20 protein-coding genes are annotated in these 25,544 nt (G+C 72.9%); 6 read left to right on the top strand and 14 right to left on the bottom strand.

The features are described 5' to 3' along the window. Positions 1-394 precede the first annotated feature (394 nt). The 5 genes from JNW98_RS02370 to bldG form a co-directional block, all read right to left on the bottom strand. A complete protein-coding gene (locus tag JNW98_RS02370) occupies positions 395-1,930 on the bottom strand; it encodes a DUF7059 domain-containing protein (RefSeq protein ID WP_223766349.1) in 1,536 nt (511 codons plus the stop codon). A gap of 76 nt (positions 1,931-2,006) precedes the next feature. Further along, complete coding sequence (locus JNW98_RS02365; RefSeq protein WP_223766348.1) at positions 2,007-2,579, bottom strand: small secreted protein; 573 nt, start codon at positions 2,577-2,579, stop codon at positions 2,007-2,009. A 247-nt stretch (positions 2,580-2,826) separates the two neighbouring features. Further along, positions 2,827-5,286, bottom strand: coding sequence for a sodium-translocating pyrophosphatase (locus JNW98_RS02360; RefSeq protein WP_223766347.1), 2,460 nt, complete (start codon positions 5,284-5,286; stop codon positions 2,827-2,829). 381 nt (positions 5,287-5,667) lie between these two features. Then, positions 5,668-6,120: an ATP-binding protein gene (locus JNW98_RS02355; protein ID WP_223766346.1), complete on the bottom strand. Its 453-nt coding sequence runs from the start codon at positions 6,118-6,120 to the stop codon at positions 5,668-5,670. A gap of 115 nt (positions 6,121-6,235) precedes the next feature. Next, on the bottom strand, positions 6,236-6,577 hold the full coding sequence (gene bldG / locus JNW98_RS02350; RefSeq protein WP_004939779.1) for an anti-sigma factor antagonist BldG: 342 nt from the start codon (positions 6,575-6,577) through the stop codon (positions 6,236-6,238). 54 nt (positions 6,578-6,631) lie between these two features. Here bldG and sftH point away from each other — a divergent pair, with 54 nt between their 5' ends. Next, positions 6,632-9,181, top strand: coding sequence for a DEAD/DEAH box helicase (gene sftH, locus JNW98_RS02345; RefSeq protein WP_223766345.1), 2,550 nt, complete (start codon positions 6,632-6,634; stop codon positions 9,179-9,181). 54 nt (positions 9,182-9,235) lie between these two features. On the opposite strand, the gene JNW98_RS02340 is transcribed toward sftH, so the two are convergent. From JNW98_RS02340 to ssd, 7 genes are all read right to left on the bottom strand, one after another. After that, positions 9,236-9,652, bottom strand: a complete 417-nt coding sequence (locus JNW98_RS02340) for an Rv3654c family TadE-like protein (RefSeq protein WP_223766344.1) — start codon at positions 9,650-9,652, stop codon at positions 9,236-9,238. Then, a complete protein-coding gene (locus tag JNW98_RS02335; protein ID WP_223766343.1) occupies positions 9,630-9,974 on the bottom strand; it encodes a TadE family type IV pilus minor pilin in 345 nt (114 codons plus the stop codon). Before JNW98_RS02335 ends, JNW98_RS02340 begins: the two co-directional genes overlap by 23 nt. Beyond that, entirely contained in the window at positions 9,961-10,179 is a 219-nt protein-coding gene (locus tag JNW98_RS02330; protein ID WP_223766342.1) for a DUF4244 domain-containing protein, read from the bottom strand. Before JNW98_RS02330 ends, JNW98_RS02335 begins: the two co-directional genes overlap by 14 nt. Before the next feature lie 70 nt (positions 10,180-10,249). After that, the gene (locus JNW98_RS02325) at positions 10,250-11,071 is read right to left on the bottom strand and encodes a type II secretion system F family protein (protein ID WP_223766341.1); all 822 of its coding nucleotides are present in this window, start codon (positions 11,069-11,071) and stop codon (positions 10,250-10,252) included. Beyond that, on the bottom strand, positions 11,068-11,964 hold the full coding sequence (locus JNW98_RS02320) for a type II secretion system F family protein (RefSeq protein ID WP_223766340.1): 897 nt from the start codon (positions 11,962-11,964) through the stop codon (positions 11,068-11,070). The genes JNW98_RS02325 and JNW98_RS02320 overlap by 4 nt, the downstream gene beginning before the upstream one ends. Next, entirely contained in the window at positions 11,961-13,160 is a 1,200-nt protein-coding gene (locus tag JNW98_RS02315; RefSeq protein WP_223766339.1) for a TadA family conjugal transfer-associated ATPase, read from the bottom strand. The genes JNW98_RS02320 and JNW98_RS02315 overlap by 4 nt, the downstream gene beginning before the upstream one ends. Beyond that, positions 13,157-14,272 (bottom strand): septum site-determining protein Ssd, encoded by a 1,116-nt coding sequence (gene ssd / locus JNW98_RS02310; RefSeq protein WP_223766338.1) that lies wholly within the window; start codon positions 14,270-14,272, stop codon positions 13,157-13,159. The genes JNW98_RS02315 and ssd overlap by 4 nt, the downstream gene beginning before the upstream one ends. 461 nt (positions 14,273-14,733) lie before the next feature. Here ssd and JNW98_RS02305 point away from each other — a divergent pair, with 461 nt between their 5' ends. After that, entirely contained in the window at positions 14,734-15,585 is an 852-nt protein-coding gene (locus JNW98_RS02305; protein WP_223766337.1) for an HAD family hydrolase, read from the top strand. 340 nt (positions 15,586-15,925) lie between these two features. On the opposite strand, the gene JNW98_RS02300 is transcribed toward JNW98_RS02305, so the two are convergent. Then, positions 15,926-16,747, bottom strand: coding sequence for a Fic family protein (locus tag JNW98_RS02300; protein WP_223766336.1), 822 nt, complete (start codon positions 16,745-16,747; stop codon positions 15,926-15,928). A 101-nt stretch (positions 16,748-16,848) separates the two neighbouring features. Here JNW98_RS02300 and JNW98_RS02295 point away from each other — a divergent pair, with 101 nt between their 5' ends. After that, positions 16,849-17,841: an ATP-binding protein gene (locus JNW98_RS02295; RefSeq protein WP_223766335.1), complete on the top strand. Its 993-nt coding sequence runs from the start codon at positions 16,849-16,851 to the stop codon at positions 17,839-17,841. Here JNW98_RS02295 and JNW98_RS02290 read toward each other — a convergent pair. Beyond that, positions 17,822-19,216, bottom strand: a complete 1,395-nt coding sequence (locus JNW98_RS02290; protein WP_223766334.1) for a polysaccharide deacetylase family protein — start codon at positions 19,214-19,216, stop codon at positions 17,822-17,824. The genes JNW98_RS02295 and JNW98_RS02290 overlap by 20 nt on opposite strands. Positions 19,217-19,535: 319 nt before the next feature. On the opposite strand from JNW98_RS02290, the gene JNW98_RS02285 reads away from it, so the two are divergent. The 3 genes from JNW98_RS02285 (at position 19,536) to nhaA (ending at position 25,440) form a co-directional block, all read left to right on the top strand. Beyond that, positions 19,536-21,743, top strand: a complete 2,208-nt coding sequence (locus JNW98_RS02285) for a carbonic anhydrase (protein ID WP_223766333.1) — start codon at positions 19,536-19,538, stop codon at positions 21,741-21,743. A gap of 134 nt (positions 21,744-21,877) precedes the next feature. Continuing rightward, a complete protein-coding gene (gene acs / locus JNW98_RS02280; protein WP_223766332.1) occupies positions 21,878-23,854 on the top strand; it encodes an acetate--CoA ligase in 1,977 nt (658 codons plus the stop codon). A 188-nt stretch (positions 23,855-24,042) separates the two neighbouring features. Further along, on the top strand, positions 24,043-25,440 hold the full coding sequence (gene nhaA / locus JNW98_RS02275) for a Na+/H+ antiporter NhaA (RefSeq protein WP_223766331.1): 1,398 nt from the start codon (positions 24,043-24,045) through the stop codon (positions 25,438-25,440). Positions 25,441-25,544: the final 104 nt, after the last annotated feature.

Genomic DNA, 25,544 nt, shown 5'->3' with positions numbered 1-25,544 from the left:
TTCTTCCGGTCGCAATCGGCATGGGAGTTGCGGTGACGCTGCGGAGTGTGACGGTACATCCCGCCCCCGTGTCAAACGGGGAAAGCCCGCAACGCCACTCGAACGGTAACCCGACAAGCGTCCTGTCTGCCGCCCGGACCGTCACACCATCAGGAGGATCGCGCCTCCGACCGCACTGAGGCGACGGTATCCGGACGATACGGGACACGCCTCACGAGGCGATCAACATCACCATCCGGCGTTTCGACCGGGTGAGGGCGGACGGAGCATTCCGGGCACGCTCCGAGCGGACTCCGTCATGACCCGGCCTTTCTCATCCTTCCTTCCCGCCACTTTCGGCCAACCGCTCTCTTTCGGTCATATACGGTCGGCCGCCCCGCGGCCGCCGCCCGTCTCACCCCCGCTCGGGCTCCAGGAAGCCCTGCTCCACCAGCAGCCTGATCGCCTCCGGCGTCCGGTCACGCAGCAGCACCGGGTCCTCGCCGACGAGCTGGGCGATGGCGTCGAGGATCCGGCCCGCGCTGAGAGTCCCGTCACAGACGCCGGCGAACCCGGCGCCCACCGTGTCCACCTTGGTGGCGCGGCGCATGCCCCGGTTCTGCCGCAGCACCACGTGCTCCGGGTCCTCCGCCCCCGGCAGCCCGACCTGCTCCTGGACGACCTCCGGGGCGAGCCGGAAACGCGCGCCCAGCAGCGCCGCGTCGTCGTGCGTCCGCAGGAACGCCTGCCGCTCGAAGTGGGCGCGGATGCTCTCGCCCAGCGGCTGCTCCACCGGGTGCGGCCACTCCTCGGCGATCACCGAGGGCCGCTCGGCCCCCGACTTGTACAGCGTGATCCAGCCAAACCCGACCCCCTTCGTCCGCCGCTCCTCGAACTCCGCGAGCCACGCGTCGTACCGCGCCGCGTACTCCTCGGGGGCGGTGCGGTGGTCCCCAGCGTCCCGCAGCCACAACTCGGCGTACTGGGCCACGTCCTGGACCTCCCGCTGCACGATCCAGGCGTCGCAGCCGGCCGGGACCCAGGACGACAGCCGCTCCCGCCAGTCCTCCCCCTCGACGTGCTGCCAGTTGGCGAGCAGCTGGCAGTAGCCGCCGTCGTTGAGCCGGTCCGCCGCCCGGGACACCAGCGTGCGGCAGAGGTCGTCCCCGCCCATGCCGCCGTCGCGGTAGGTGAGCCGGGCGCCGGGAGAGATCACGAACGGCGGGTTCGAGACGATCAGGTCGTACGTCTCGTCGGCCACCGGCTCGAACAGCGAGCCCTGGCGCAGGTCCGCCTCCGGCGCGCCGGAGAGCGCGAGCGTGAGCCGGGCGAAGCGCAGGGCGCGCGGGTTCAGATCGGTCGCGGTGACGCGGCCGGCGTGCTGGGCCGCGTGCAGCGCCTGGATGCCGGAGCCCGTGCCTAGGTCGAGGGCGCTCCCCACCGGCGTACGGACCGTGATGCCGGCGAGCGTGGTGGAGGCGCCGCCCACGCCGAGGACGAGCTCCGAGCGGTCGACACCGGACGGGCCCGCCCCGCCCCCGGCGATGCCGCCGGCGCCGCCCACCGCACAGCCCAGGTCGGAGACGATCCACCAGTCCTGCCCCTCCGGGCCGCCGTAGGGGCGCACGTCGACGCTCGCCCGGACGGCGTCGCCGTCCCGGACCAGCCAGCCGTCGGCGAGGCAGTCCTCCAGGGGCAGCGCGGCGGCGGCCCGCGCGGCGGGCACGGACCGCTGCAGCAGGAAGAGCCGGACCAGGGTCTCCAGCGGGCCGTCCCCCCGGGTGGCGCGCAGGGCAGGGACGGTCTCGCTGCGCGCGAGCGCGGCGTAGGCGGGAGCGCCGAGCAGTTCGAGCAGGCCGTCGGCCGTGAAGGCGGCGGCGAGCAGGGCGTCGCGCAGCCGGGCGGTGCGCGCGGACTCGAAGGGGGCGTCGGCGGAAGGCAGCGTACTCACGGGACCATTGTCGGGGGCGCCACTGACAATCCGTGACAGCCCGCCCCCGCGACGACGGCCCGTTCCCGCGACGGCGTCAGACCTGCGCGGGCGGCGTGGCCGCCGGGATCTTGCAGGACTCCTGCTTCGCCATCGCCTGACCGGTCTCGCCGGACTGGAACTTCTTGAGCGCTTCGCCGCTCTTGCCGCTCAGCTTCCCGAGGTCCGCGGCCATGTTCTTGAGCCCCTCGGAGAACTTGGCCCGGTCGGACGTGTTGAGCGCGTCGACCTTCGTCTTCAGGGTCTTGTACGACGCGGAGAGGTCCTTGAGCGCCCGGACGGCGTCCTCCTGGTTGGCCTGGCCGTCGTCGACGGGCGGCGCGCCCGCGTTCTGCACGGACTGGGCGAGGGCGTTGTAGGCGTCGACGTTGGCCTGGAAGGCGGCCGAGTCCGTCCGCTGGACCTTCTTCGAGTCCTCCTCCGTGCGCACGGAGGTGATCGAGGCGTTGGCCTGCTGGATCTTCTTGACCTGGGGCTGCATCGTGTCGCAGACCTTCTTGGCCCAGTCGTCGAGCTTCTTGCCCTTGTCCTCGCCGCCGCCGTCGCATCCCGTCAGCGCCAGGACGAGCGCCGCCCCGCCGGACAGTGCGGCCAAAAGCTTCTTGTTCACCGGTTCGGTCCCTTCGATGGCTCTCGGCCCCGGAACTTACACGTCCCGCCGGCACGGCCCGCGAGCCGAGCATCCCATATGACCTCCTACCTCGCCATTTACGGCAATCTCGATGTGGCGTTCGCCGCGCCGGAGCGCAGGCCGGACGGACCGCGGGCGAGCGGGACGGCGCCCTGCCGGACGGCCGGTGACACACCGTCCGGCATACGGGGCGACCGTCCCGCCCGCGCTTCCGCCGCGCCCGCCGTCAGGACACCACCGCCGGATCGGTCGACTGGGCCGACCGGTCGGTGCCGCCGTCGACGGTGACGCTCCGCCGCTTCGACACGTACACGGCGACGACGATCACCAGCGCGGCGAGCACCGCCACGCCGATGCGCAACGGCCTGCTCGCGTCGGCGCCGTAGGAGAACTTCACCACCGCGGGCGCGATGAGCAGCGCCACCAGGTTCATCACCTTGAGCAGCGGGTTGATGGCCGGACCCGCGGTGTCCTTGAACGGGTCGCCGACCGTGTCGCCGATGACCGTGGCCGCGTGCGCCTCGCCGCCCTTGCCGCCGTGGTGGCCGTCCTCCACCAGCTTCTTGGCGTTGTCCCAGGCGCCACCGGAGTTGGCCAGGAACACGGCCATCAGCGTGCCGGCGCCGATCGCGCCCGCCAGGTAGGAGCCGAGCGCGCCGACGCCCAGGGCGAAACCGACCGCGATGGGCGCCATGACCGCCAGCAATCCCGGGGTGGCCAGCTCCCGCAGGGCGTCCTTGGTGCAGATGTCGACCACCCGGCCGTACTCCGGCTTCTCGGTGTAGTCCATGATCCCGGGGTGCTCACGGAACTGCCGCCGCACCTCGTACACCACCGAACCCGCCGAGCGGGACACGGCGTTGATGGCGAGACCGGAGAAGAGGAAGACGACGGCCGCCCCGAGGATCAGACCGACCAGGTTGTTCGGCTGCGAGATGTCCAGGCTGAGGTTCATCTCGGTGCCCTTGGCCCCCACGTCCTGGACCGCCGTCCCGATCGCGTCCCGGTACGAGCCGAAGAGCGCGGACGCGGCCAGGACGGCCGTGGCGATGGCGATGCCCTTGGTGATCGCCTTGGTGGTGTTGCCCACCGCGTCGAGCTCGGTGAGCACCTGCGCCCCGGCGCCCTCCACGTCCCCGGACATCTCGGCGATGCCCTGGGCGTTGTCAGAGACCGGGCCGAAGGTGTCCATCGCGACGATGACGCCCACCGTGGTCAGCAGGCCGGTGCCGGCGAGGGCGACGGCGAACAGCGCGAGCATGATGGACGTGCCGCCCAGCAGGAACGCCCCGTAGACGCCGAGGGCGATCAGCACGGCGGAGTAGACCGCCGACTCCAGCCCCACCGAGATGCCCGCGAGGACGACGGTCGCGGGGCCGGTGAGCGAGGTCTTGCCGATGTCGCGCACCGGACGCCTGCCGGTCTCCGTGAAGTAGCCGGTGAGCTGCTGGATGAGGGCCGCCAGGACGATGCCGATGGCGACCGCGACCAGCGCCAGCACCCGCGGGTCGCCGCTGTGGCCGCTGATGGAGGGGTCGCCGAGGCCGTCCAGGTCCGCATAACTGGACGGCAGGTAGGTGTAGACGGCCACCGCGACGAGCGCGAGGGAGATGACGGCCGAGATGAAGAAGCCCCTGTTGATGGCCGTCATCCCGCTCCGGTCGGCGCGGCGGGGCGCCACCGCGAAGATGCCGATCATGGCGGTGAGCACGCCGATCGCGGGGACGAGGAGGGGGAACGCGAGGCCGGCGTCGCCGAAGGCCGCCTTGCCGAGGATCAGGGCGGCGACCAGGGTCACGGCGTACGACTCGAACAGGTCGGCCGCCATGCCCGCGCAGTCGCCGACGTTGTCGCCCACGTTGTCCGCGATGGTGGCGGCGTTGCGCGGGTCGTCTTCCGGAATGCCCTGCTCCACCTTGCCCACCAGGTCGGCACCCACATCGGCGGCCTTGGTGAAGATACCGCCGCCGACCCGCATGAACATGGCCAGCAGCGCCGCTCCGAAGCCGAAGCCCTCCAGCACCTTGGGCGCGTCGGCCGCGTAGACCAGTACGACGCAGGAGGCGCCCAGCAGGCCGAGGCCGACGGTGCACATGCCGACCACGCCGCCGGTGCGGAACGCGATCTTCATGGCCCGGTGGGACGCCGTCGTGGCATCCGTCCCCGCGGCGTTCACGAGGTTTCCCGCGTCCGGACCGGTCGCGGAACCGGCAGGGGAACCAGCAGGGGAACCGGCGGGGGAATTCGCGGAAGTGAGCGCCGCCTCCCGTGCCGCGGCGGCCACGCGCACATTACTGCGCACCGCGAGCCACATGCCGATATAGCCGGTGGCCGCGGAGAAAAGCGCACCGACCAGAAAGAAGGCCGAACGCCCCAGACGCTGGGACCAGTTGTCCGCCGGAAGAAGCATGAGGAGGAAGAACACGACCACCGCGAACGCGCCGAGCGTCCGCAACTGCCGCGCCAGGTAGGCATTGGCGCCTTCCTGTACAGCCGCGGCGATTCTCTTCATGTTCTCGGTGCCTTCTCCGGCCGCCAGCACCTGCCGCACCAACACCACGGCCACCACGAGCGCCGCGAGTGCCACGGCCGCGATGACGATCACGAGGACGCGGTTGCCGCCGGTGAGCTCAACCGCGAGGTTCTGAGTGAAGACCACCTGTTCAGGGGTGAAGGGCCCCGCCATTCGTCCTCCTTGACGTTTGGCACATGGGCGCGCGACCGGACCGTTCACACGGGACGGCCACCACGCTCAGGCGTCCTGAGCTCAAGATGGACGGATTGTAGGGAGCATGACGAGGGCACAACAGGGCGCCACAAACGGAATGAGTCTTCTCCGGTGGAGAATCCGTGGAAGATCCGTACACTCGACGGGCCGCCCGGTGAAGATCCGGAAATGCCTCCCGCGCATTTCCAGCCCCGGACCCGGCCTGTCGGGCCGGCGGAATCCGGCTCCCGCGGGCAGGGAAATCCGACAGAAACGCGCGAGTAGACAAGGGAATTCCGCCATCGCCCACGGCTACGGCGGATCCGGCAGCCCGCCCTGGGCCGAACGGCGGACCCGGAGCTACGGCAGAACGGCCGCCGGGGTCGTCGGCCAGCTCATCCGGATGACGCCGCCGTTCTCGTCGGCGGAGACCTCGACGTCGTCGACCAGACCGCTGATGACGGCGAGGCCCATGTCGTCCTCGCCCTCCGCGCCGGCGTCGTCGTGCTCGGCGGCCGACGTCACCGTGGTGCCGCCCACCACGACCTCCGTCACGACCGGGTGCGGCGCGTCGTCGCCCACCTCGATGGAGAACTTCTTCTCGTCCTCCGTGAGCCGGACCCGGACCGGGGACGTGATGCCGCCGTTCCGGTGCAGGCCGACGGCGCGCGAGCAGGCTTCGCCCACGGCCAGCCGCACCTCGTCCAGCACGGCCTCGTCGACACCCGCCCGACGCGCCACCGCCGCCGCCACCAGGCGGGCGGTGCGGACGTGCTCGGGAAGGGCACTGAAGAGCAGTTCGACGGTGGCCATCCCATCCCCCTCAGTCGTACGTGCCCTCCCCCTCGCCTCCGGGGCAGGGCGACATCACGGAGGAACCGAGCGGCTCGGCCCGGCACCCCCGCGTACCGAAATCGTCAGACGACCGTCAGTCGGTCGCCTGCACCGCGTCATCGACCGAGGTGTGGATCGGGAACACCTTGGTCAGACCGGTGATACGGAAAATCTTGAGAATGCGCTCCTGGTTGCAGACCAGGCGCAGCGAGCCCTCGTGCGCCCGCACCCGCTTCAGGCCGCCGACCAGCACGCCGAGACCGGTCGAGTCGAGGAAGTCGACCCGCTCCATGTCCACGACGAGGTGGTAGCTGCCGTCGTTGACAAGCTCGACCAGCTGCTCACGCAGCTTGGGCGCGGTGTACACATCAATCTCGCCACCCACCTCGACAACCGTACGGTCGCCAACGGTCCGGGTCGACAGGGACAGGTCCACGGATCCTCCAGCACCTTGCATCGAGCGGTCGCCCCCCATGGATCGGCAGCCGCGATGGCATTCAATCACTTACCGGCAGGCGCGCACGACGCCTTGCCGCCATTGTCCGTCACGCCAGTGACACACTCGATGTCGATGGCCCACGATCAACTCCCGCCGGAGGCGGGCGTACATCCCGCTCCCCGGGCGGTCCTCGACCGACTCGCCACCGGGGCAGGCCGGGCTGCACGCATCACTCATACGGAGCACTTGCCCCCTCGTCCCGGACGTCATGCCGCCTGGCCCGAGAAGATCCGGCCGGAAGTGGCCGACGCCATCCGGGCCGCCGGCATCGCCCGGCCCTGGGTGCACCAGGCGCTCATGGCCGAGCACGCGCTGCGCGGCGAATCCGCGGTGGTGGCCACCGGCACCGCCTCCGGGAAGTCCCTCGCGTACCTCGCGCCCGTGCTGAGCACCCTGCTGGACGGCTCCGAGGCCCCCAACGGCCGCGGCACCACCGCCCTGTACCTGGCCCCCACCAAGGCGCTCGCCGCCGACCAGCGGCGGGCCGTACGAGAACTCGCCGCGCCCCTCGGCAAGGCCGTCCGGCCCGCCGTCTACGACGGGGACACGCCGTTCGAGGAACGCGAATGGGTGCGCCAGTACGCCAACTACGCGCTCACCAATCCCGACATGCTCCACCGCTCGATCCTGCCCTCCCACCCCCGATGGGCCTCCTTCCTGCGCGCCCTGCGCTACGTCGTGGTCGACGAGTGCCACACCTACCGCGGCGTCTTCGGCTCCCACGTCGCCCAGGTACTGCGCCGGCTGCGCCGGCTCTGCGCCCGCTACGGCTCCGAACCCGTCTTCCTGCTCGCCTCCGCCACCGCCTCCGAACCGGCCGCCGCGGCGACCCGCCTCACCGGTGTGCCCGTGGTGGAGATCACCGACGACGCCTCCCCGCGCGGCGAGCTCGTCTTCGCCCTGTGGGAGCCGCCGCTCACCGAACTCCACGGCGAGCGGGGCGCCCCGGTACGCCGCACCGCCACCGCCGAGACCGCCGACCTGCTCACCGACCTCGCCGTGCAGGGCGTCCGCACCGTCGCCTTCGTCCGCTCCCGGCGCGGCGCCGAGCTGATCGCCCTGATAGCCCAGGAACGCCTGGCGGCCGTGGACCGCTCCCTCCCCTCCCGTGTCGCCGCCTACCGCGGCGGCTACCTCCCCGAGGAGCGGCGCGCCATCGAGCACGCCCTCCACACCGGCGAACTGCTCGGCCTGTCCGCCACCACCGCCCTGGAACTCGGCGTGGACGTGGCCGGGCTCGACGCCGTCGTCCTCTCCGGCTACCCCGGCACCCGCGCCTCCGTGTGGCAGCAGGCCGGCCGCGCGGGCCGCCGCGGCCAGGGCGCCCTCGCCGTGCTCGTCGCCCGCGACGACCCGCTGGACACCTACCTCGTGCACCACCCGGACGCCCTGTTCCGACAGCCCGTGGAGGCCACCGTCCTCGACCCGGACAATCCGTACGTCCTGACGCCGCACCTGTGCGCGGCGGCCGAGGAAATGCCGCTCACCGAGGCCGACCTGTCACTCTTCGGCCCCGAGACAAGCGGCCTGCTCACCCGGCTGGAACTCCGCAAGCTGCTGCGCCGCCGCGGCTCCGCCTGGCACTGGACCCGCCGGGAACGCGCCGCGGACCTCACCGGCATCCGCGGCGAGGACGGACGGCCCGTCCAGGTAGTCGAGGAGGGCACCGGACGGCTGCTGGGCACCGTGGACGCCTCCGCCGCGCACACCACCGTCCACGAGGGCGCGGTCCACCTCCACCAGGGCCGCAGCTACCTCGTCCGGCACCTGGACCTCGACGACTCCGTCGCCCTGGTCGAGGAGGCCGACCCGCCCTACTCCACGACCGCACGCGACACCACCGCCATCTCCATCCTGGAGACCGGCCGGGAGATCCCCTGGGGGGACGCACGGCTCTGCTTCGGCTCGGTCGAGGTCACCAACCAGGTCGTCTCCTTCCTCCGACGCCGGCTCATCACCGGCGAGATCCTCGGCGAATCCAAGCTGGACCTGCCGCCCCGCACCCTGCGCACCCGGGCCGTGTGGTGGACGGTCACCGAGGACCAGCTCGACGACGCCCGCATCCCCGAGGAGGCCCTCGGCGGTGCCCTGCACGCCGCGGAGCACGCCTCCATCGGCATGCTGCCGCTCTTCGCCACCTGCGACCGCTGGGACATCGGGGGCGTCTCCGTCCCCCTCCACCCCGACACGCTCCTGCCCACCGTCTTCGTCTACGACGGCCACCCGGGAGGCGCCGGCTTCGCCGAGCGCGCCTTCCACACGGCCGCCCGCTGGCTCGCCGCCACCCGCGAGGCCATCGCCTCCTGCGAGTGCGACACCGGCTGCCCCTCGTGCATCCAGTCACCCAAGTGCGGCAACGGGAACGACCCCCTCGACAAGCGAGCCGCGATCCGCCTCCTCACCCGCCTCCTGGCCGACGCACCGAAGCCGGCGGAGGACCCGACGGGCGATCCGGCGGCGGACGGGTCATCAGCGGCCCATCCGGCGACGGCCGACGCTCCCCAGGCGGGTGGTCCACCCGAGGCGCGCGACAAGCCGTAGCCGAGTCACCGGACGGCGCTCCGGTCGTCTCGAAGACGGTCGCGGCGGCCGCCCTCACGACCACCTCCCCACCGCTCCGCCGAGCGGCGCCGCGTCCGCCCGGGCTCCCGCCGCCGAGGCGGGGCCCGCCCGTGAGCGGACCCGGACGGTGTACGGACCCGCCCCCGCCTCGGCCGCGACCTCGGCGATCTCACCCGTCACCAGGCACCCGACCACGGCCGCCCGCTGGGCCTCGGCGACCCGGCGGGCGAAGCCGCAGGCCGCCTCCTGCCCGAGCAGGGCGTGGTCGGCGGCGGCCAGGGCCGCCAAGTCCGCCGCGCCGCCGGCCCGGTGCCGGGCCAGTACGGCCTGGCTCATGGCCAACAGGCCCAGGAACACCGCGCAGAGCGCCGTGACGGCGACCGCCGTCCAGACGGAGGCGGAGCCCCGCTCCCGGCCGGTCTCCCGGTCAGCCCACCGTCTCCTCCGCAAGGGCCACCGCCTCTCCGTCGAGCCGGACCGCGAGCGGTCCTGGGCCGGCCGCCCGGGCCTCCACCCGCACTCTCACCAGGTCTCCTTCCCTCGTCAGTGCCACCCGGGCGCCGGCGGGAGCCGCCGATCGCGCGGCGGCGACCACCGCGGGGCCGGGATCGGAGCGGGCCGCCGCACGGGCCCCGGCCCGCGCGGCGTCGACGCACTGGAGCTGGGCCGAGGCGGCCACCAACCCCCAGATGAGGGCGATGCCGACCAACACCAGCGCCGGCAGGACCAGCGCGGCCTCCGCGGTGACCTGACCCTCGTCAGAACGTCGCATGGAGCGCCTTCACGATCAGGCCCTGCAGCGCCGCGCTCACCGCGCCGCTGGTGACCACCTTGTAGAGGACCGCCGCCAACGCGCAGGCCGCCAGCGTGCCCACCGCGTACTCGGCCGTCGTCATGCCGGCCTCCGCCGCCGACCTCGCCCGGTACCGGATCCGTGTCCACCACCGCATGTCCGTCCCCGCCCCTTGGTTCGTCATCACGTCCACCGTCTTCCTCTCCGACGTTCGATTCCGTCGCACTTGTCGGTTCACCTGCGTACTTGTCCGTTCACCCGCGGGTCAGGAGCCCGCTCGCCAGGCCGATCACCATGGGCACGACCCCGACCGCCAGGAAGGCCGGCAGAAAGCAGAGCCCCAGCGGAGCCGTGGCCAGCACGCCCGCGCGTCTCGCCCTCGCCGCCGCCGTACGGCCGTGCGCGGCCCGCAGCCGGCCCGCCAGCCGCGCCATCGTGTCCACCGCCGGAACTCCCGTCGCCTGCGCCCGTTCCAGGCAGAGGGCCAACCCCCGGGCGCCCGGCAGCTCGCCGAGCCGTCCCCAGGCGACCGCCGGATCCCCGCCGAGGCGGATCTCGGCGGCCGACCGGGCCAGCCGCTCACCGACCGGGCCGCCGAGCGAGCCGCCGACCGCTTCGGCCGCCTCCCCAGGACCGGCCCCGGCGGCAAGGCACGCCGCCAGCAGGTCGGCGGCGAGGGGCAGTTGCCGTAGCGCGCCCTCCGCCGGGAGGGCCGCACGCGCCGCGGCGGACCGTGCTGTTTTCCCTCGCCACCACCACATGCCGCCGGCGGCCACCGGGCCGAGAGCCCAGCCCCCGGCGCCGTCGATCAGAAGGAGCCCCAAGGCGCCCACCGCGATCGCCGGCAGCGCCCGACCGGTGACGACCGGCTTCGTCAGCCACGACCGGAGCCGGGCGGCCCCTCGCGGGCCACCGTCCCGCCCGGCCGCCGCGAGGAGCCGCGTCGGACGCCGCCGGGCGGCACCTCGCCGATGTGCCGCGCGCAGCACCGCCACCGCGCCGGACGCGGTGACCGCCAGGACGGCAGCCAGCGCGATCGCCGGCCCGAGCGCCCCCTCTCCGTCTGTCCCGGTCACGCGCCCTCCCCTCCCCCGGCCGCGGCGCGCACGATGCGCCGCGTCCAGGCCAGGCCCGCGCTTTCGAGGAGTCCGCCGAGGGCCAGGCAGCCGATGCCGGCCGGTGTGTGCAGCAGGACCCGCAGGGGCTCGGCGCCGAGTGCGGCCCCCATGGCCAGGGCGACGGCGGGCAGCAGGGCGAGCATCACCGCGGTGGATCTCGTGCCCGCCAACTGCGCCGCGAGTTCCTCCCGCTGGTCGCGCTCGACGGACAGGGCGTGCCCGACCCGTTCGAGGCCGGCCGCGAGCCCCGCGCCGCCGTCGACCGCGACCTGCCAGCAGGCGGCCACTCCGGCCAGTCCTTCCGCGCCTTCCTGCCGCCCCACCGCCCGCAGCGCGGCGGGTACGTCGCCGCCGAAGCGTGCGGCCGCCGGCACCGCGGCCCAGGCCGGCTCCAAGGCTGCGCCATCGAACGCCCGCACCGCCTCGCCGGGTTGACGTCCCGCCCGAAGGTCACCCGCCACCGCCCCGCACAGCTCGATCACCGCCTCTGAGCGCCGATCGCGGGCACGTCGGCGGGTCCGGGCCTCCAGCCGACGTCTCACCAGCGGCACGGCCACCACCGCGGCGAGCGGCGGAAGAAACGAGTCGCCCCACAGGCCGCCCACGCACCCCACCGGGAGGCACAGCAACTCCCGCTTCCGGCCTACCACTTCCGTCAGCCGGGAGACTCCCGCACGGATTCGCGCCGGCAGGCCGGGATCCCAGGCCCCGAAGTGGCCACTCGCGGCGAGCACGGCCCTCGCGCGCCGAAGCTCCTGTCCGCGCCGCGCCAGGGACCAGGCCATCAGGGCGGCGCAGAAGAACAGCGTGGTGACGAACGCCGGTTGCGTCATCACTCCGGGCGTCGTCATGACGGACCCCCGTCCGCGTCCGCCTGCGGACCAGGGTGTCCCGGTACGTACCCGCCGCGCCCGCACAGTGCCATCAACCGGTCCCAGCCCGCCGCGCGTTCGAAGCCGCCGGGCCCCCACAGCGCGGCCGGCACGGTGGCCACGAACCCGGCCGGATCCCGGTCCAGGACGTGCACCTCGGCGACCCTGCGGCGGCCGTCACGGCCCCGCACCAGATGGATCACCACCGACAGCGCCGCAGCCAACTGGCTGTGCAGCGCCGCCCGGTCCAGCCCCGCCGTGGACCCGAGAGCCTCCAGGCGGGCGGGTACGTCCGCGGCGGCGTTGGCGTGCACGGTCCCGCACCCACCTTCGTGCCCCGTGTTGAGGGCCGCCAGGAGGTCGGTGACCTCCGGGCCGCGCACCTCGCCGACGACGAGCCGGTCCGGCCGCATGCGCAGGGCCTGCCGGACCAGGTCCCGCAAGGTCACGCGCCCGGTGCCTTCCTGATTGGCGGGCCGGCTCTCCAGCCGCACCACGTGCGGGTGGTCCGGTCGCAGTTCCGCGGAGTCCTCGGCGAGGACGATCCGTTCGTCCGGGGCGACGAGGCCCAGCAGGCTGGAGAGCAACGTGGTCTTCCCCGACCCCGTACCGCCACTGATCACGAAGGAGAGGCGGGCGTCCAGCACGGCCCGGAGGAGCCATTGCCCGCTGGGCGGCAGCGTGCCGGCCGCGGCCAGTTCGTCCAGCGTGAAAGCCCGGGGCCGGACGACGCGCAGGGAGAGGCAGGTCGATCCGACCGCCACCGGGGGCAGGACGGCGTGCAGCCGGGTGCCGTCGGGCAGCCGGGCGTCCACCCAGGGGCGGGCGTCGTCCAGTCGCCGCCCGGCGACGGCGGCGAGGCGCTGGGCCAGCCGGCGGACGGACGCGGCGTCGGGGAAGGAGACGTCGGTCCTGCGCAGTCCGGCGCCGCGGTCCACCCAGACCCGGTCGGGCGCGGTGACGAGGACGTCGGTGACGTCCGGTTCGGCGAGGAGCGGTTCCAGCGGTCCGGTGCCGACGAGTTCGGAGCGCAGCCGGGAGACGATACCCAGCACCTCCGCGTCGCCGAGGAGCCGGCCCTCCTCGCGCAGGGCCTCGGCGACCCGCGCGGGCGTGGGTTCGGCCCCCGTGCCGGCCAGTCGGAGCCGTACGGCGTCCAGCAGCGCGGTGTTCACGCCGGCACCTCCGGTCCCTCGGGCAGGGCGCGGTTCCAGAACTCCGCACAGAAGGCGGCCAGCGGGCCCCGCTCGGCTCCGCCCGGCGGGCGTCCGGCGATCAGCGCCGCGGCCAGGCCGGGTTCCCGTGGGACCTCACCCGCGAGCGGAAGGTCCAGCAGCCGGGCGATCTCCTCGCCGTCGAGCCCGGGGCCGCACGGGCCCCGGACGACCAGCCGGAGGTCGCCCATCATCAGGCCGATCGCCAAGGCGACGCGATGGGCGGCGGCGACGGCGCGCAGTTCGGAGGGGACCACCAGCAGGCCCAGGTCCAGTTGCCGGAGGACCTCCACGGCGGAGCCGTCAGTTCCGCGCGGGAGGTCCACGACCACCACGCCGCCGCGCCTGCGAGCGGCCGCCAGGACGGCGCGCACGGCCTCGGGCGGCACCTCGCAGTCGCCGCGGTCCCAGCTCAGCAGGCGCAGCCCGTGCGGCTCGGGCAGCACCTCCTCCAGGGCCCTGCCCGCCATCCGGCCCCGGGAGCCCGCGAACGCGGGCCATCTCAGCCCGTCGACCCGCTCGGCGCCCAGCAGGACGTCGAGGCCGCCGCCCAGCGGGTCGGCGTCGACCAGCATCGTCCGCCGCCCGGTCCGGGCCGCCCCGATGGCGAGGGCGCAGGCCAGCGTGCTGGCTCCGGCGCCGCCCCGGCCGCCGATCACGCCGACGGTGAGTGCCGGTTTGTCCGCGGCCTCCACCGAGTCGGCGATCCGGTCGACGAGCCAGCCCTCCTCGTCCGGCAGCAGCGCGACGTTCCGGGCGCCGACGAGGACAGCCCGCCGCCAGAGGTCCGGGTCGGCGGGCTCCCGGCCGACGAGCACCACGTCCTCGCGGTGCGGGAGGGCGGCCAACCGGCCGGCGCAGTCGCCGCCGGCCAGCACCAGGGACGCCCGGTCCCATGTCCCGCGCTGGGCGGGCGTCCCGTGGCAGACCTCGGGCATCGCTCCGGCCGCCGCGCACAAACGCAGCAGATCGTCGAGCAGGTCCTCGTCCTCGGTGGCAATCAAAGGCCCGCCCGGTGTCGTGGCGGCGGTGGCGGCGGCCTGTGGCCAATCGGATGTCTCGCGTCCGGTCACGGTCCCTCCCCTTCTCCGGCGCGTCCCATGACGCGCTCTCGCATCCGCGGTCATCGCGGAACTCGTGGGGAATCACCGTGCGGCGGCGCGGGAAATCGTGTGGATCTTGGTGAAAAACTGTGGACAACTCACCGGTTGTGGATATCCCGCTCACCTATACCGGTGACTTCCCCAGCGCAGCGCGACGATTACGCACAGTCACGCGTATGAAGGGGGGAGGACAGGCGCCGAGCAAGGCCCGCGGAGGGCGGAGGATGTCCGATGTGACACACGAAACGCGTCCGGACATGCGACGACCCCCGCCGGGGGGGAGAGCGGGGGTCGTCCCCACGGCCGACTCGGGGGGGGAGGAGTCGGACCGGGTTAGACACGGTCGCGAACGATCCGTGACTTCCATGGTGTACCCGAGAGGCTTCTCAGGCAAACCCACACGCCTCAGCTTACGCCGAATGGAGGGCCCTATGCTCGGCGACGTGGAAAACCACTCCTCTCGCCGAACGGCCGCCTTCTTTGATCTGGACAAGACGGTCATTGCCAAGTCGAGCACGCTCACCTTCGGCAAGTCCTTCTACCAAGGCGGTTTGATCAACCGGCGTGCCGCACTGCGCACGGCATACATCCAGTTCGTCTTCCTCCTGGGCGGCGCCGACCACGAGCAGATGGAACGGATGAGGAAGTACCTCTCCGAGCTCTGCCGAGGCTGGAATGTCCATCAAGTCCGCGAGATCGTCGCCGAGACGCTCCACCAACTCATCGACCCGATCATTTACGACGAGGCCGCCTCGCTCATCGAGGAGCACCACGCCGCCGGCCGGGACGTGGTGATCGTCAGCACCTCTGGCGCCGAGGTCGTGGAGCCCATCGGCCGGCTGCTCGGCGCGGACCGCGTCGTCGCGACCCGGATGGTCGTCGAGGACGACGTCTTCACCGGCGAGGTGGAGTACTACGCGTACGGCCCGACGAAGGCCGAAGCCGTCCGGGAGCTCGCCGCGTCGGAGGGGTACGACCTGGCGGGCTGCTACGCGTACAGCGATTCGGCGACCGACCTGCCCATGCTGGAGGCCGTCGGCCACCCGCACGCCGTCAATCCGGACCGGGCCCTGCGCCGCGAGGCCGCCGCACGGGAATGGCCGGTGCTCGCCTTCAACCGCCCGGTCCGCCTCAAGCAGCGCGTCGCCGCCCTGCGCCTGCCGTCCGGCCCGGCGCTCGCGACCGCGGCGGTGGTCGGTGCCGCGGTGACGACCGCGGGCCTGGTCTGGCTGGCGAGCCGCCGCCGCGCCCCCGCGACGGGCGTCCGGAATACCCGTCTTTGAAGCTAAAAGTAAAGAAGTGCGCCTTCGCCTTCCGCTTGAGCGGGAGGCGGAGTAAAAAGGAGTCAACGGCCCGCGAGACCAGGGACATCCGGGAGGATCCCCATCTACGCAACACGGCCCCACGGACCGAATGCATGAACGCCGGGCACCCACGCGACGCCGACCCGTCGAATACGGGCCTGTCGCACCAGGCGGAGCAAAGCACCCCCGCCTGATGGACGCATTCCGTGCACGCACTGGTAACCCGGTGAACATGCCAGCGGCGGTACCAACGCAGGACCGGTACCGCCGCAACCCCGTCCACCCCCGGCAGGCGCGTACCGGAGGCACGGCCGGCGGCTCAGGCCGCGCCGCGCTGCAGGGCCTCGCACACGGCCGTCGTCTCCCGCACCCCCAGCTCGGCCGCCCGGCCGCAGTGGGCGATCCAGGCCGCCACTCCCTCCGACGTACCGGAGACATAGCCCGCGAGGGCGGCCCGATAGGCGTCCCGCCCCAGTTCGGCGTGGCCCACCTCCGCCGGGCAGATCGACTTCGGGTCGAGGCCGCTGCCGATCAGCACGATGCGTTCGGCCGCCCGCGCCACCAGGCCGTTGCACGAGCCGAACGGACGCAGGGCCAGGAGTTCGCCGTGCACCACGGCCGCCGTCACCAGGGCGGGCGCCCCGGTCCCCGCGATCAGCAGGCCGGCCAGCCCCTCCAGCCGGCCCGACACCTCGTCCGCGTCGGGCAGCGGCAGGTCGACGAGCGGTTCGTCGACGGACTCGCCCCGGAGCCGCGGCCGCCCCACCGCGTCGTCGGGCTGGGCACCCCCCGCCGCCACCAGGTGCAGCCGGGCCAGGACGCGCAGCGGCGACTGCCGCCACACGCTCAGCAGTTGCCCCGCCTCGGCGGTCAGCCGCAGGGCCGCCCCCACCGTGCGCGGCTCGCCCTCCCCGCCGAAGTCGGAGCGGCGGCGCACCTCCTCCAGCGCCCAGTCGGCGCCCGAGAGCGCGGCCGAACCGCGAGCGCCCCGGAGAGCCGCCTCGGACGTCACCTCGTTGCTGCGCCGGCGCATCACCCGGTGGCCGTACGCGCGGTCCACCGCCTTGCGCACGGACTCCACGGATTCGGCGACGCCCGGCAGGGAGCCCAGAGCGGCCAGGGGATCGGCAGTCGTACTCATGAGTACGACACTACGCACTTCCGCCTTACACCCCCCGAAGGAGTGGTCTTCTTCACTCACCGCTCTCACTCCACGCACCCCCGCACCTACTCTTGGTGAACATGAAGATCGCTTTCGTAGGCAAGGGCGGCAGCGGCAAGACCACGCTGTCCTCGTTGTTCATCCGCCGGCTCGCCGCCCACCGGGTCCCGGTCATCGCCGTGGACGCCGACATCAACCAGCACTTGGGTGCGGCGCTCGGGCTGGACGAGACGGAGGCCGCCGCCCTGCCCGCGATGGGCGCGCACCTTCCGCTGATCAAGGATTACCTGCGCGGTACCAACCCCCGGATCACCTCCGCCGACACCATGATCAAGACCACGCCGCCCGGCGAGGGTTCCCGGCTGCTCCGCGTCGGCGAGGACAACCCCGTCTACGTGGCCTGCGCGCGGCGGGTCGCCCTCGACGACGGGGCGTCCGTACGGCTCATGGCCACCGGCCCGTTCACCGAGTCGGACCTGGGCGTCGCCTGCTACCACTCCAAGGTGGGCGCCGTGGAGCTGTGCCTCAACCACCTCGTCGACGGGCCCGGCGAGTACGTCGTGGTGGACATGACGGCGGGCAGCGACTCGTTCGCCTCGGGGATGTTCACCCGCTTCGACATGACGTTCCTGGTGGCGGAACCCACCCGCAAGGGGGTGTCGGTCTACCGCCAGTACAAGGAGTACGCCCGGGACTTCGGGGTCCGCCTGAAGGTGGTGGGGAACAAGGTGCAGGGCCAGGACGACCTGGACTTCCTCCGCGACGAGGTCGGCGACGACCTGCTGACCACCTTCGGCCACTCCGACTGGGTCCGGGCCATGGAGAAGGGCCGGCCGCCCCTCTTCGAGCTGCTCGAAGGGGGCAATCACCAGGCGCTGGCCACCCTGCACGAGGCGGCGGACGCCGCCTACGAACGGCGGGACTGGCACCGGTACACCCGCCAGATGGTGCACTTCCACCTGAAGAACGCCGAGAGCTGGGGCAACGCGAAGACGGGCGCCGACCTGGCGGCTCAGGTCGACCCCGCCTTCGTCCTCGGGGAGCGGCTGTCGGCTACTCCGCAGCCGGTCTGACCGACACCGGCCTGACCAGCACCGGCCTGATCCGCTTCGGCTTGTCGTCCTCCTCGTCGTCGTCACCCTGGGAGCTCTCGTACGGCTCGTGCGTCGAGGGCTCCTGCGAGGACGGCGCGTGCCACGACGGCAGGTGCGGGGCGGGCTGGCGCGCGGCGGACGACCGCGCCTCACCGAGGTGGGCCCAGCCGCCTCGCGGCGCCTCGCCCACCTCCAACCGGCGCAGTTTCCGCAGCACTTCGGGATCCTGGGCATCGAGCCAGTCGGCGAGCTGCTTGAAGGACACGCAGCGCACGCCTTCCTTGGTGCAGACCCGGGCGATGACGCTCTCGACGGCCTTCATATAGATGCCGCCGTTCCAGGACTCGAAGTGGTCGCCGATGAACAGGGGCGCGCGGTTGCCGTGGTACGCCCGGTCGAAGCCGGCCAGCAGCCCGTCGCGCATCTGCCGTCCCCAGGCGTCGCGCCGGGAGGGGTCGCCCTTGGTGGTTCCGGACTGGTTCGCCAGGAAGTTGTAGTCCATCGAGAGGGTCTCGAAGCCCCGGCCGGGGACGGGCACGTCCTGGAGCGGGAAGTCCCACAGCCCGCCGATCTTCGACGGCCAGACCTGCCGCCCTCCGGCCGAGCTGGCGTCGTAGCGGAAGCCCAACGACCGCGCCGCGGTGATGAGGTTGCGCTGCCCCTCCAGGCAGGGAGCGCGACCGCCGACCAGCTCCTTGGCGTAGTCGAAGGGCAGCGGGGCCTCGTTCTTCAGCCCGGCGTTGGTCTTCCAGTTGCGGACGAACGACAGGGCCTGCCGGATCTCGCTCTTCCACTCCGCCGGTGACCAGGTGCCCACCCCTCGGTCCCGGCCGCAGAAATGGCCGTTGAAGTGGGTGCCGATCTCGCTGCCGTCGAGCCAGGCTCCCCGCAATTGCTCCACGGTGTCCCGCACGCCCCGGACGTCGTTGAAGCCGATGTCCGAGGCACCGGCGGCGTGTTGGGGCGGATCGTAGAGGGTGCGTTTGTCCTCGGGGAGCATGTAGACGCCGCTGAGGAAGTACGTCATCGTCGCGTTGTACTTCTTGCCGACCTTGCGGAAGTGCGAGAACAGCCGCTGGCTGTCCTCGCCCGCGCCGTCCCAGGAGAAGACGACGAACTGCGGCGGCTTCTCGCCCGCCGCCATCCGCCGGGGCTTCGGCTGCCGGGGCTGGGGACCGGTGTCGGCGGTGGAGCCGTCACCCAGGAGGCGGACCGGTCGCTCGACCGTGTTGGGGCCGGGGGCCGCCTGCGGTCCGGTCGCCTCGGGAGGGCCGGTGCCCGAGCAGGCCGCGGTCCCGGTCGCCAGTGACAGCGCGGCGAGCGCGCCCAGTGTGTATCTCCATGCAGCCGCCATCAGGCACCTCACCTTTCGACCCGCTCGGCCGGTCCCACGGGGTGCGCTCGCACGCCCTGAGCCTCCGTCAACCTCGCACGCACGAAGGGAATGGAAAAGTATGACAAGCCCATAAAAGTGCATATTCACCTGATGGGAGGAAGCTCCCCCTTGACTCCTGTCTGCCCCTTCCCTGGGCCTTTACTCAGCATTACGATTCATTTACCGAGAGTTGCCATTGCGCTCCTCTCGGCCCCTCTGCGGATCCATCACCCGCCGCCGCCCGCCGTGCCCCCGGCCGAGCGCTTCCGCCGGCCGCCGACGACAAGACGGGACCGACATGCACGTTCAGCCGAGCCCCCCGGCCCGGACCGCCCAGCGGACCGCCGACGACGTTCCGGACCGGCCGCGCCGCGCCGCGTGGCAGCGGGATCTCGTGCGCTCCCTGGCCATGGCCCTGGCCGCCGCGCCGCTCTGCCTCGGGCTCGCCCCGGCGGCGGGCGCGCCGCTGCGGGCGGGGCTGATCGCGGTGGCGGCCGCCGGTCTCGTGGCGGGGGGCCTGGGGCGGCCGCCCTTCCGGGCCGGCGGCCCGGCCGTCGCGCTGGTGGCGGTCACGGCGGAGCTGACCCAGCGCTACGGCTGGCGCGCGACCTGCGCGATCACCGTGCTGGCCGGGCTGGTCCAAGTTGCCCTGGGAGCCGCGCGGGTGGCCCGTGCGGCATCGGCCCTCGCGCCAGGGCTCGTCCACGGAGCGCTGGCCGGGCTGGGACTGGCGGTCGCGCTGGGGCAGCTGCGCTGCCTCCTGGGCGCGGAAGGCGCGGGGGCCTCCACGCTGCGGAATCTCGCGGCGCTCCCCGGGGAGTTGGCGCACCCAGAGCTCACGGGGGCACTGGTCGGCGTCTCCACGGTGTCCGTCCACCTGGTCTGGCGAAGGCTGCCGGGCCTGGTCGGCCGGTGGGCGGGGGCCGTGCCCGCGCCGCTCGCGGCGGTGGCCGTCCTCACCGCCGCGAGCGCGGCGCTACCGCTGCCGCGGGTGGAGTTGTCCGGGTGGGAGGCGCTCCCCCTGCCCGAGCTGCCGTCCGGTCCCGTCCTCGCCGTGGCCTCCGCCGTGCTCGGTGTGGCGCTCGTGGCCGGCATGGCGACGCTGGCGCCGGAGGGCGACGGCCGGCCGCCGGAGCGTCCGGACCGGGAGCTGATCTGCCATGGGGCGGCCACGGCCGTCTCCGGGCTGCTGGGAGGGCTGCCGGTCGCCGGCGGCACCCTCCGGTCCGGCGGCCCGGCGGGCGGAGACCGTCCGGCGGTGTCCCGGACCTCGCTGGTGCTGTACGGGCTCTGGGTGCCGCTCGGGGCGGTGCTCTTCGCGACCGCTCTGGAACGCGTCCCCCTGGCCGCGCTCTCGGCGCTGGTCCTCGCGGCCGGCGTGCGGCTGGTTCACCACGCGCAGGCCCACCGGCCCCGCGGCGGTGCCGCTCTGACCACCTATCTGGTCACGCTCGCGGCGGTCGCGGCGGTCGGCGCGGTGCCGGGGCTGGCGGCCGGTGCCGCGGTGCCGGCCGTGATGGCGGTGCGGCGGCGGGTCCGAGCCGGTGCCGGGGCGGAGGAGGAGCCGGCTGGCCGCCGCCGGGAAGAACCCCACCGCGTCGAGCACTCCGACCGCGCGGAGGCGGCCGAACGCCAGGGCAGGCTCGAACAGTCCGATCGGCAGGACGGGGGCGGGCGACGGCCGGCGCCCGGGCCCGGTGCCGTGTCCGCCGCCTGCCGGCCGTGGACGTCCTGGCGCCATCACCGCTTCACCCGGCCGGCCTCGGGGTCCTGCGACGGCCCCGGCGGGCAGCAGCTGATCGGCGGAGTGAGCGCGTTCCAGCGGGACACCGCGCCGCTGGTCCGCGACGAGCTGGCGCGCCTCGCCCGGGAGGGGCAGAGCCCTAGCCAGCTCTTCCTGACCTGCGCCGACTCCCGCCTGGTGACCAGCATGATCACGTCGAGCGGGCCCGGCGACCTCTTCACCGTGCGGAACGTCGGCAACCTCATGCCCCCGCCGGGGGACGACGCGTCCTGCGACTCGGTGGCCGCCGCGGTGGAGTACGCGGTCGAGGTGCTGAAGGTCGGAAGCATCACCGTCTGCGGGCACTCCGGATGCGGGGCGATGCAGGCGCTGCTGGAGACCGTGCCGCGTCCCCCGTCGGCCCGACCGGAGCCGGCGAGCGGCTCCGGGGCGGTCGCGGGCCGGGAGACGCCGCTCGCCCGCTGGCTGCGACACGGCCGGCCGAGTCTGGCCCGGCTGCAACGGATCGGCCGGCTCGGGCGAGGTGAGGTGGCGCTCGCCGACCGGCCGGTGGCGGACGACGTCGAGCGGCTCGCCCTCGTCAACGTCATGCAGCAGCTCGACCACCTGCGGGCGCATTCCTGCGTCGCCCGGCGGGTGGCGGAGGGCACGCTCCACCTCCAGGGGATGTACTTCCACGTGGGCGAGGCGCAGGCGTACGTCCTGGACCAGCGGTCCCGCACGTTCGCCGCCGTCCGGCCGGAGGTACTCGATGCCGTCTGACCTCGGACGACCTCCGAACGCACGAAGCACTACAGGTCTAAACCAATCAATCGCCGACACCCCTTGTCAGGGTGTGCCCCGGACTGGTGAGCTATGCCCGGGACGCAACGAGGCCCCTGGGAAAGGGAGATGTCGTGAGCAACGAAAGCCTGGCCAACCTTCTGAAGGAGGAGCGCCGCTTCGCACCGCCTGCCGCCCTGGCCGCGCAGGCCAACGTCACCGCGGAGGCCTACGAGCGGGCGCGGGCCGACCGGCTGGGCTTCTGGGCCGCACAGGCACGCCGCCTGACCTGGCACACCGAGCCGACCGAGACCCTGGACTGGTCGAACCCGCCGTTCGCCAAGTGGTTCGCCGACGGCAAGCTCAACGTGGCGTACAACTGCGTGGACCGCCACGTCGAGAACGGCCTCGGCGACCGGGTGGCCCTGCACTTCGAGGGCGAGCCGGGCGACACCCGCTCGATCACCTACGCCGAGCTCCAGCGCGAGGTCTCGAAGGCCGCCAACGCCCTGACCGAGCTGGGCGTCCAGGCCGGCGACCGGGTCGCCATCTACCTGCCGATGATCCCCGAGGCGGTCGTCTCGATGCTGGCCTGCGCCCGCATCGGAGCCCCGCACTCGCTCGTCTTCGGCGGTTTCTCCGCCGACGCGCTCGCCACCCGCATCCAGGACGCCGACGCCCGCGTCGTCATCACCGCCGACGGCGGCTACCGCCGCGGCAAGCCCTCGGCGCTCAAGCCGGCCGTCGACGAGGCCCTGACCCGCCCGGGCACGGAGAACGTCCGCAGCGTCCTCGTCGTCCGCCGCACCGGGCAGGAGGACGTCGCCTGGACCGAGGGCCGCGACGTGTGGTGGCACGACCTGGTCGAGCGCCAGTCGGACCGGCACACGCCCGAGGCGTTCGACGCCGAGCACCCGCTGTTCATCCTCTACACCTCCGGCACCACCGGTAAGCCCAAGGGCATCCTGCACACCACCGGCGGCTACCTCACCCAGGTCTCGTACACCCACCACGCGGTCTTCGACCTCAAGCCCGAGTCGGACGTCTTCTGGTGCACCGCGGACGTCGGCTGGGTGACCGGCCACTCGTACATCGTCTACGGCCCGCTCAGCAACGGCGCCACGGAGGTGCTGTACGAGGGGACGCCCGACACCCCGCACCGGGGCCGCTGGTGGGAGATCGTCCAGAAGTACGGCGTCACCATCCTCTACACCGCGCCGACCGCGATCCGCGCCGCCATGAAGTGGGGCGACGACATCCCGGCCAAGTTCGACCTGAGCAGCCTGCGCGTCCTCGGCTCGGTGGGCGAGCCCATCAACCCCGAGGCGTGGGTCTGGTACCGCGAGCACATCGGCGCCGGCACCACGCCCGTCGTCGACACCTGGTGGCAGACGGAGACCGGCGGCATCATGATCAGCCCGCTGCCCGGCGTCACCGAGACCAAGCCCGGATCGGCCCAGGTGCCCCTCCCCGGCATCGCCGCGACCGTGGTGGACGACGACGCCAACGAGGTGCCGGACGGCGCCGGCGGCTACCTCGTCCTCACCGAGCCGTGGCCCTCCATGCTCCGCACGATCTGGAACGACGACCAGCGCTTCCTCGACACCTACTGGTCCCGCTTCGAGGGCCGCTACTTCGCCGGCGACGGCGCCAAGAAGGACGAGGACGGCGACATCTGGCTGCTCGGCCGGGTGGACGACGTGATGCTGGTGTCCGGGCACAACATCTCCACCACCGAGGTGGAGTCGGCGCTCGTCTCGCACCCCAAGGTCGCCGAGGCCGCGGTCGTCGGGGCGACCGACCCCCAGACCACCCAGGCGATCTGCGCGTTCGTCATCCTGCGCGGCGAGGCCGAGCTCGGCGAGGAGGAGAGCGCCGCGCTGGTGGAGGAGCTGCGGGCGCACGTGGGCAAGCAGCTGGGCCCGATCGCCAAGCCCAAGCGCGTCCTGCCCGTGGCGGAGCTGCCCAAGACGCGCTCCGGCAAGATCATGCGCCGGCTGCTCCGCGACGTAGCGGAGAACCGGACCCTGGGTGACGTCACCACCCTGACCGACTCCTCGGTCATGGAGCTCATCCAGGCCAAGCTCCCGGCGGCGCCCGGCGAGGACTGACCCGCACAGGAATCCACGGCGGAAGGGCGCTCGGTGCACACCGGGCGCCCTTCACCTGTTCGGGCTAAAGTAAAGACACATCGCGTAGAAATCTCGACAAGAATCACAGGCGCGCCGGGAAGTCTGGTCGGCACCGGCACACGTGAACCCACGTGTGTCCGTCGATCGACCCCAGGAGGTCTCCGCTCGTGACCGCGCCCAAGAAGAACCGTTCCGTCCTCCTCGGCCGGCTGCCGCTGCCCGAGCGGAACCACCTCGTGGACGCGCTGCGCGCCGAGACCGTCGGCGGCGTCCTGCTGCTCGCCGCCGCCGTCGCCGCCCTGATCTGGGCCAACACCCCGCTCAAGGACAGCTACGAGTCCATAAGCACCTTCCACCTGGGACCCGGCGCCCTTGGGCTGAACCTCTCCGTCCAGCACTGGGCCGCGGACGGGCTGCTGGCCGTGTTCTTCTTCGTCGCCGGCATCGAGCTCAAACGCGAGCTGGTCGCCGGGGAGCTCCGCGACCCCAAGGCGGCCGTCCTCCCGGTGGTCGCCGCGCTCTGCGGCATGGCCGTCCCCGCCCTCGTCTACACCACGGTCGCCGGCAGCGGCGGCGGCTCCCTCCAGGGCTGGGCCGTCCCCACCGCCACGGACATCGCCTTCGCCCTCGCCGTCCTCGCCGTCATCGGCACCGCACTGCCGTCCGCGCTGCGCGCCTTCCTGCTCACCCTCGCGGTCGTCGACGACCTCTTCGCGATCCTGATCATCGCCGTCTTCTTCACCTCCCAGCTGAACTTCGTCGCGCTCGGCTTCGCCGTGCTCGGCCTCGCGGTCTTCCGGCTGCTGCTGTGGAAGGGCGTGCGCGGCTGGTACGTCTACGTCCCGCTGGCCATCGTCAACTGGGCGCTGATGTACAACAGCGGGGTCCACGCGACGATCGCCGGTGTCGCTATGGGGCTGATGCTCCGCTGCCACCGGCACGACGACGAACGGGTCTCGCCGGGCGAGCACATCGAGCACCTCGTACGCCCGTTGTCGGCCGGACTCGCCGTACCGCTCTTCGCCCTGTTCTCGGCGGGCGTCTCGCTCTCCGGCGGCGCGCTCTCCGACATCTTCCGCAGGCCCGAGACGCTGGGTGTCGTACTCGGTCTCGTGCTCGGCAAGGCGGTCGGGGTGTTCGGCGGCACCTGGCTGGCGGCCCGGTTCACCCGGGCCGAGCTGAATCCGGACCTGAAGTGGCCGGACGTCCTCGCGGTCGCCTCCCTCGCCGGCATCGGTTTCACCGTCTCCCTGCTCATCGGTGAGCTGGCCTTCGGCGACGATCCGGTCCTCGGCGGCGAGATCAAGGCGGCGGTCCTCGTGGGCTCGCTGATCGCGGCGGTCCTCGCGAGCGTCCTGCTGAAGCTGCGCGACAACAAGTACAAGAAGCTGTGCGCGGAGGAGGACCGCGACGAGGACCAGGACGGCATCCCGGACATCTACGAACAGGACGACCCCGCGTACCACCTGCGCATGGCGGCGATCCTCGAAGCGAAGGCCGCGGAACACCGTCGCCTGGCGGAAGTCGCCTCCGGGCGCACCACCGGCGACGATGGTCCGGCATGATCTGAGTGTCCTCACACCCGTCGAAGACGGGCGGAACACCCATGGCGGACCCGCTGCGGGCCGCCGAGGACGCGCAGACGAGGGAGCGACGACGATGAGGGAGC

Origin of the sequence: Streptomyces huiliensis (assembly GCF_020037025.1) — a bacterium.
Classification (GTDB): domain Bacteria; phylum Actinomycetota; class Actinomycetes; order Streptomycetales; family Streptomycetaceae; genus Streptomyces; species Streptomyces huiliensis.
The sequence above is the reverse complement of the archived record's forward strand: the minus strand, read 5'-3'. Positions and strand labels throughout refer to the sequence as shown.

Excerpts from the sequence above, each read along its gene's own strand:
- JNW98_RS02330 (WP_223766342.1), bottom strand. The coding sequence starts at position 10,179 with ATGACGAACCAAGGGGCGGGGACGGACATGCGGTGGTGGACACGGATC.
- JNW98_RS02305 (WP_223766337.1), top strand. The coding sequence starts at position 14,734 with ATGCTCGGCGACGTGGAAAACCACTCCTCTCGCCGAACGGCCGCCTTC.
- JNW98_RS02300 (WP_223766336.1), bottom strand. The coding sequence starts at position 16,747 with ATGAGTACGACTGCCGATCCCCTGGCCGCTCTGGGCTCCCTGCCGGGC.
- JNW98_RS02335 (WP_223766343.1), bottom strand. The coding sequence starts at position 9,974 with ATGCGACGTTCTGACGAGGGTCAGGTCACCGCGGAGGCCGCGCTGGTC.
- JNW98_RS02285 (WP_223766333.1), top strand. The coding sequence starts at position 19,536 with ATGCACGTTCAGCCGAGCCCCCCGGCCCGGACCGCCCAGCGGACCGCC.
- JNW98_RS02320 (WP_223766340.1), bottom strand. The coding sequence starts at position 11,964 with ATGACGACGCCCGGAGTGATGACGCAACCGGCGTTCGTCACCACGCTG.
- sftH (WP_223766345.1), top strand. The coding sequence starts at position 6,632 with ATGGCATTCAATCACTTACCGGCAGGCGCGCACGACGCCTTGCCGCCA.
- JNW98_RS02295 (WP_223766335.1), top strand. The coding sequence starts at position 16,849 with ATGAAGATCGCTTTCGTAGGCAAGGGCGGCAGCGGCAAGACCACGCTG.
- JNW98_RS02290 (WP_223766334.1), bottom strand. The coding sequence starts at position 19,216 with ATGGCGGCTGCATGGAGATACACACTGGGCGCGCTCGCCGCGCTGTCA.
- JNW98_RS02355 (WP_223766346.1), bottom strand. The coding sequence starts at position 6,120 with ATGGCCACCGTCGAACTGCTCTTCAGTGCCCTTCCCGAGCACGTCCGC.
- JNW98_RS02360 (WP_223766347.1), bottom strand. The coding sequence starts at position 5,286 with ATGGCGGGGCCCTTCACCCCTGAACAGGTGGTCTTCACTCAGAACCTC.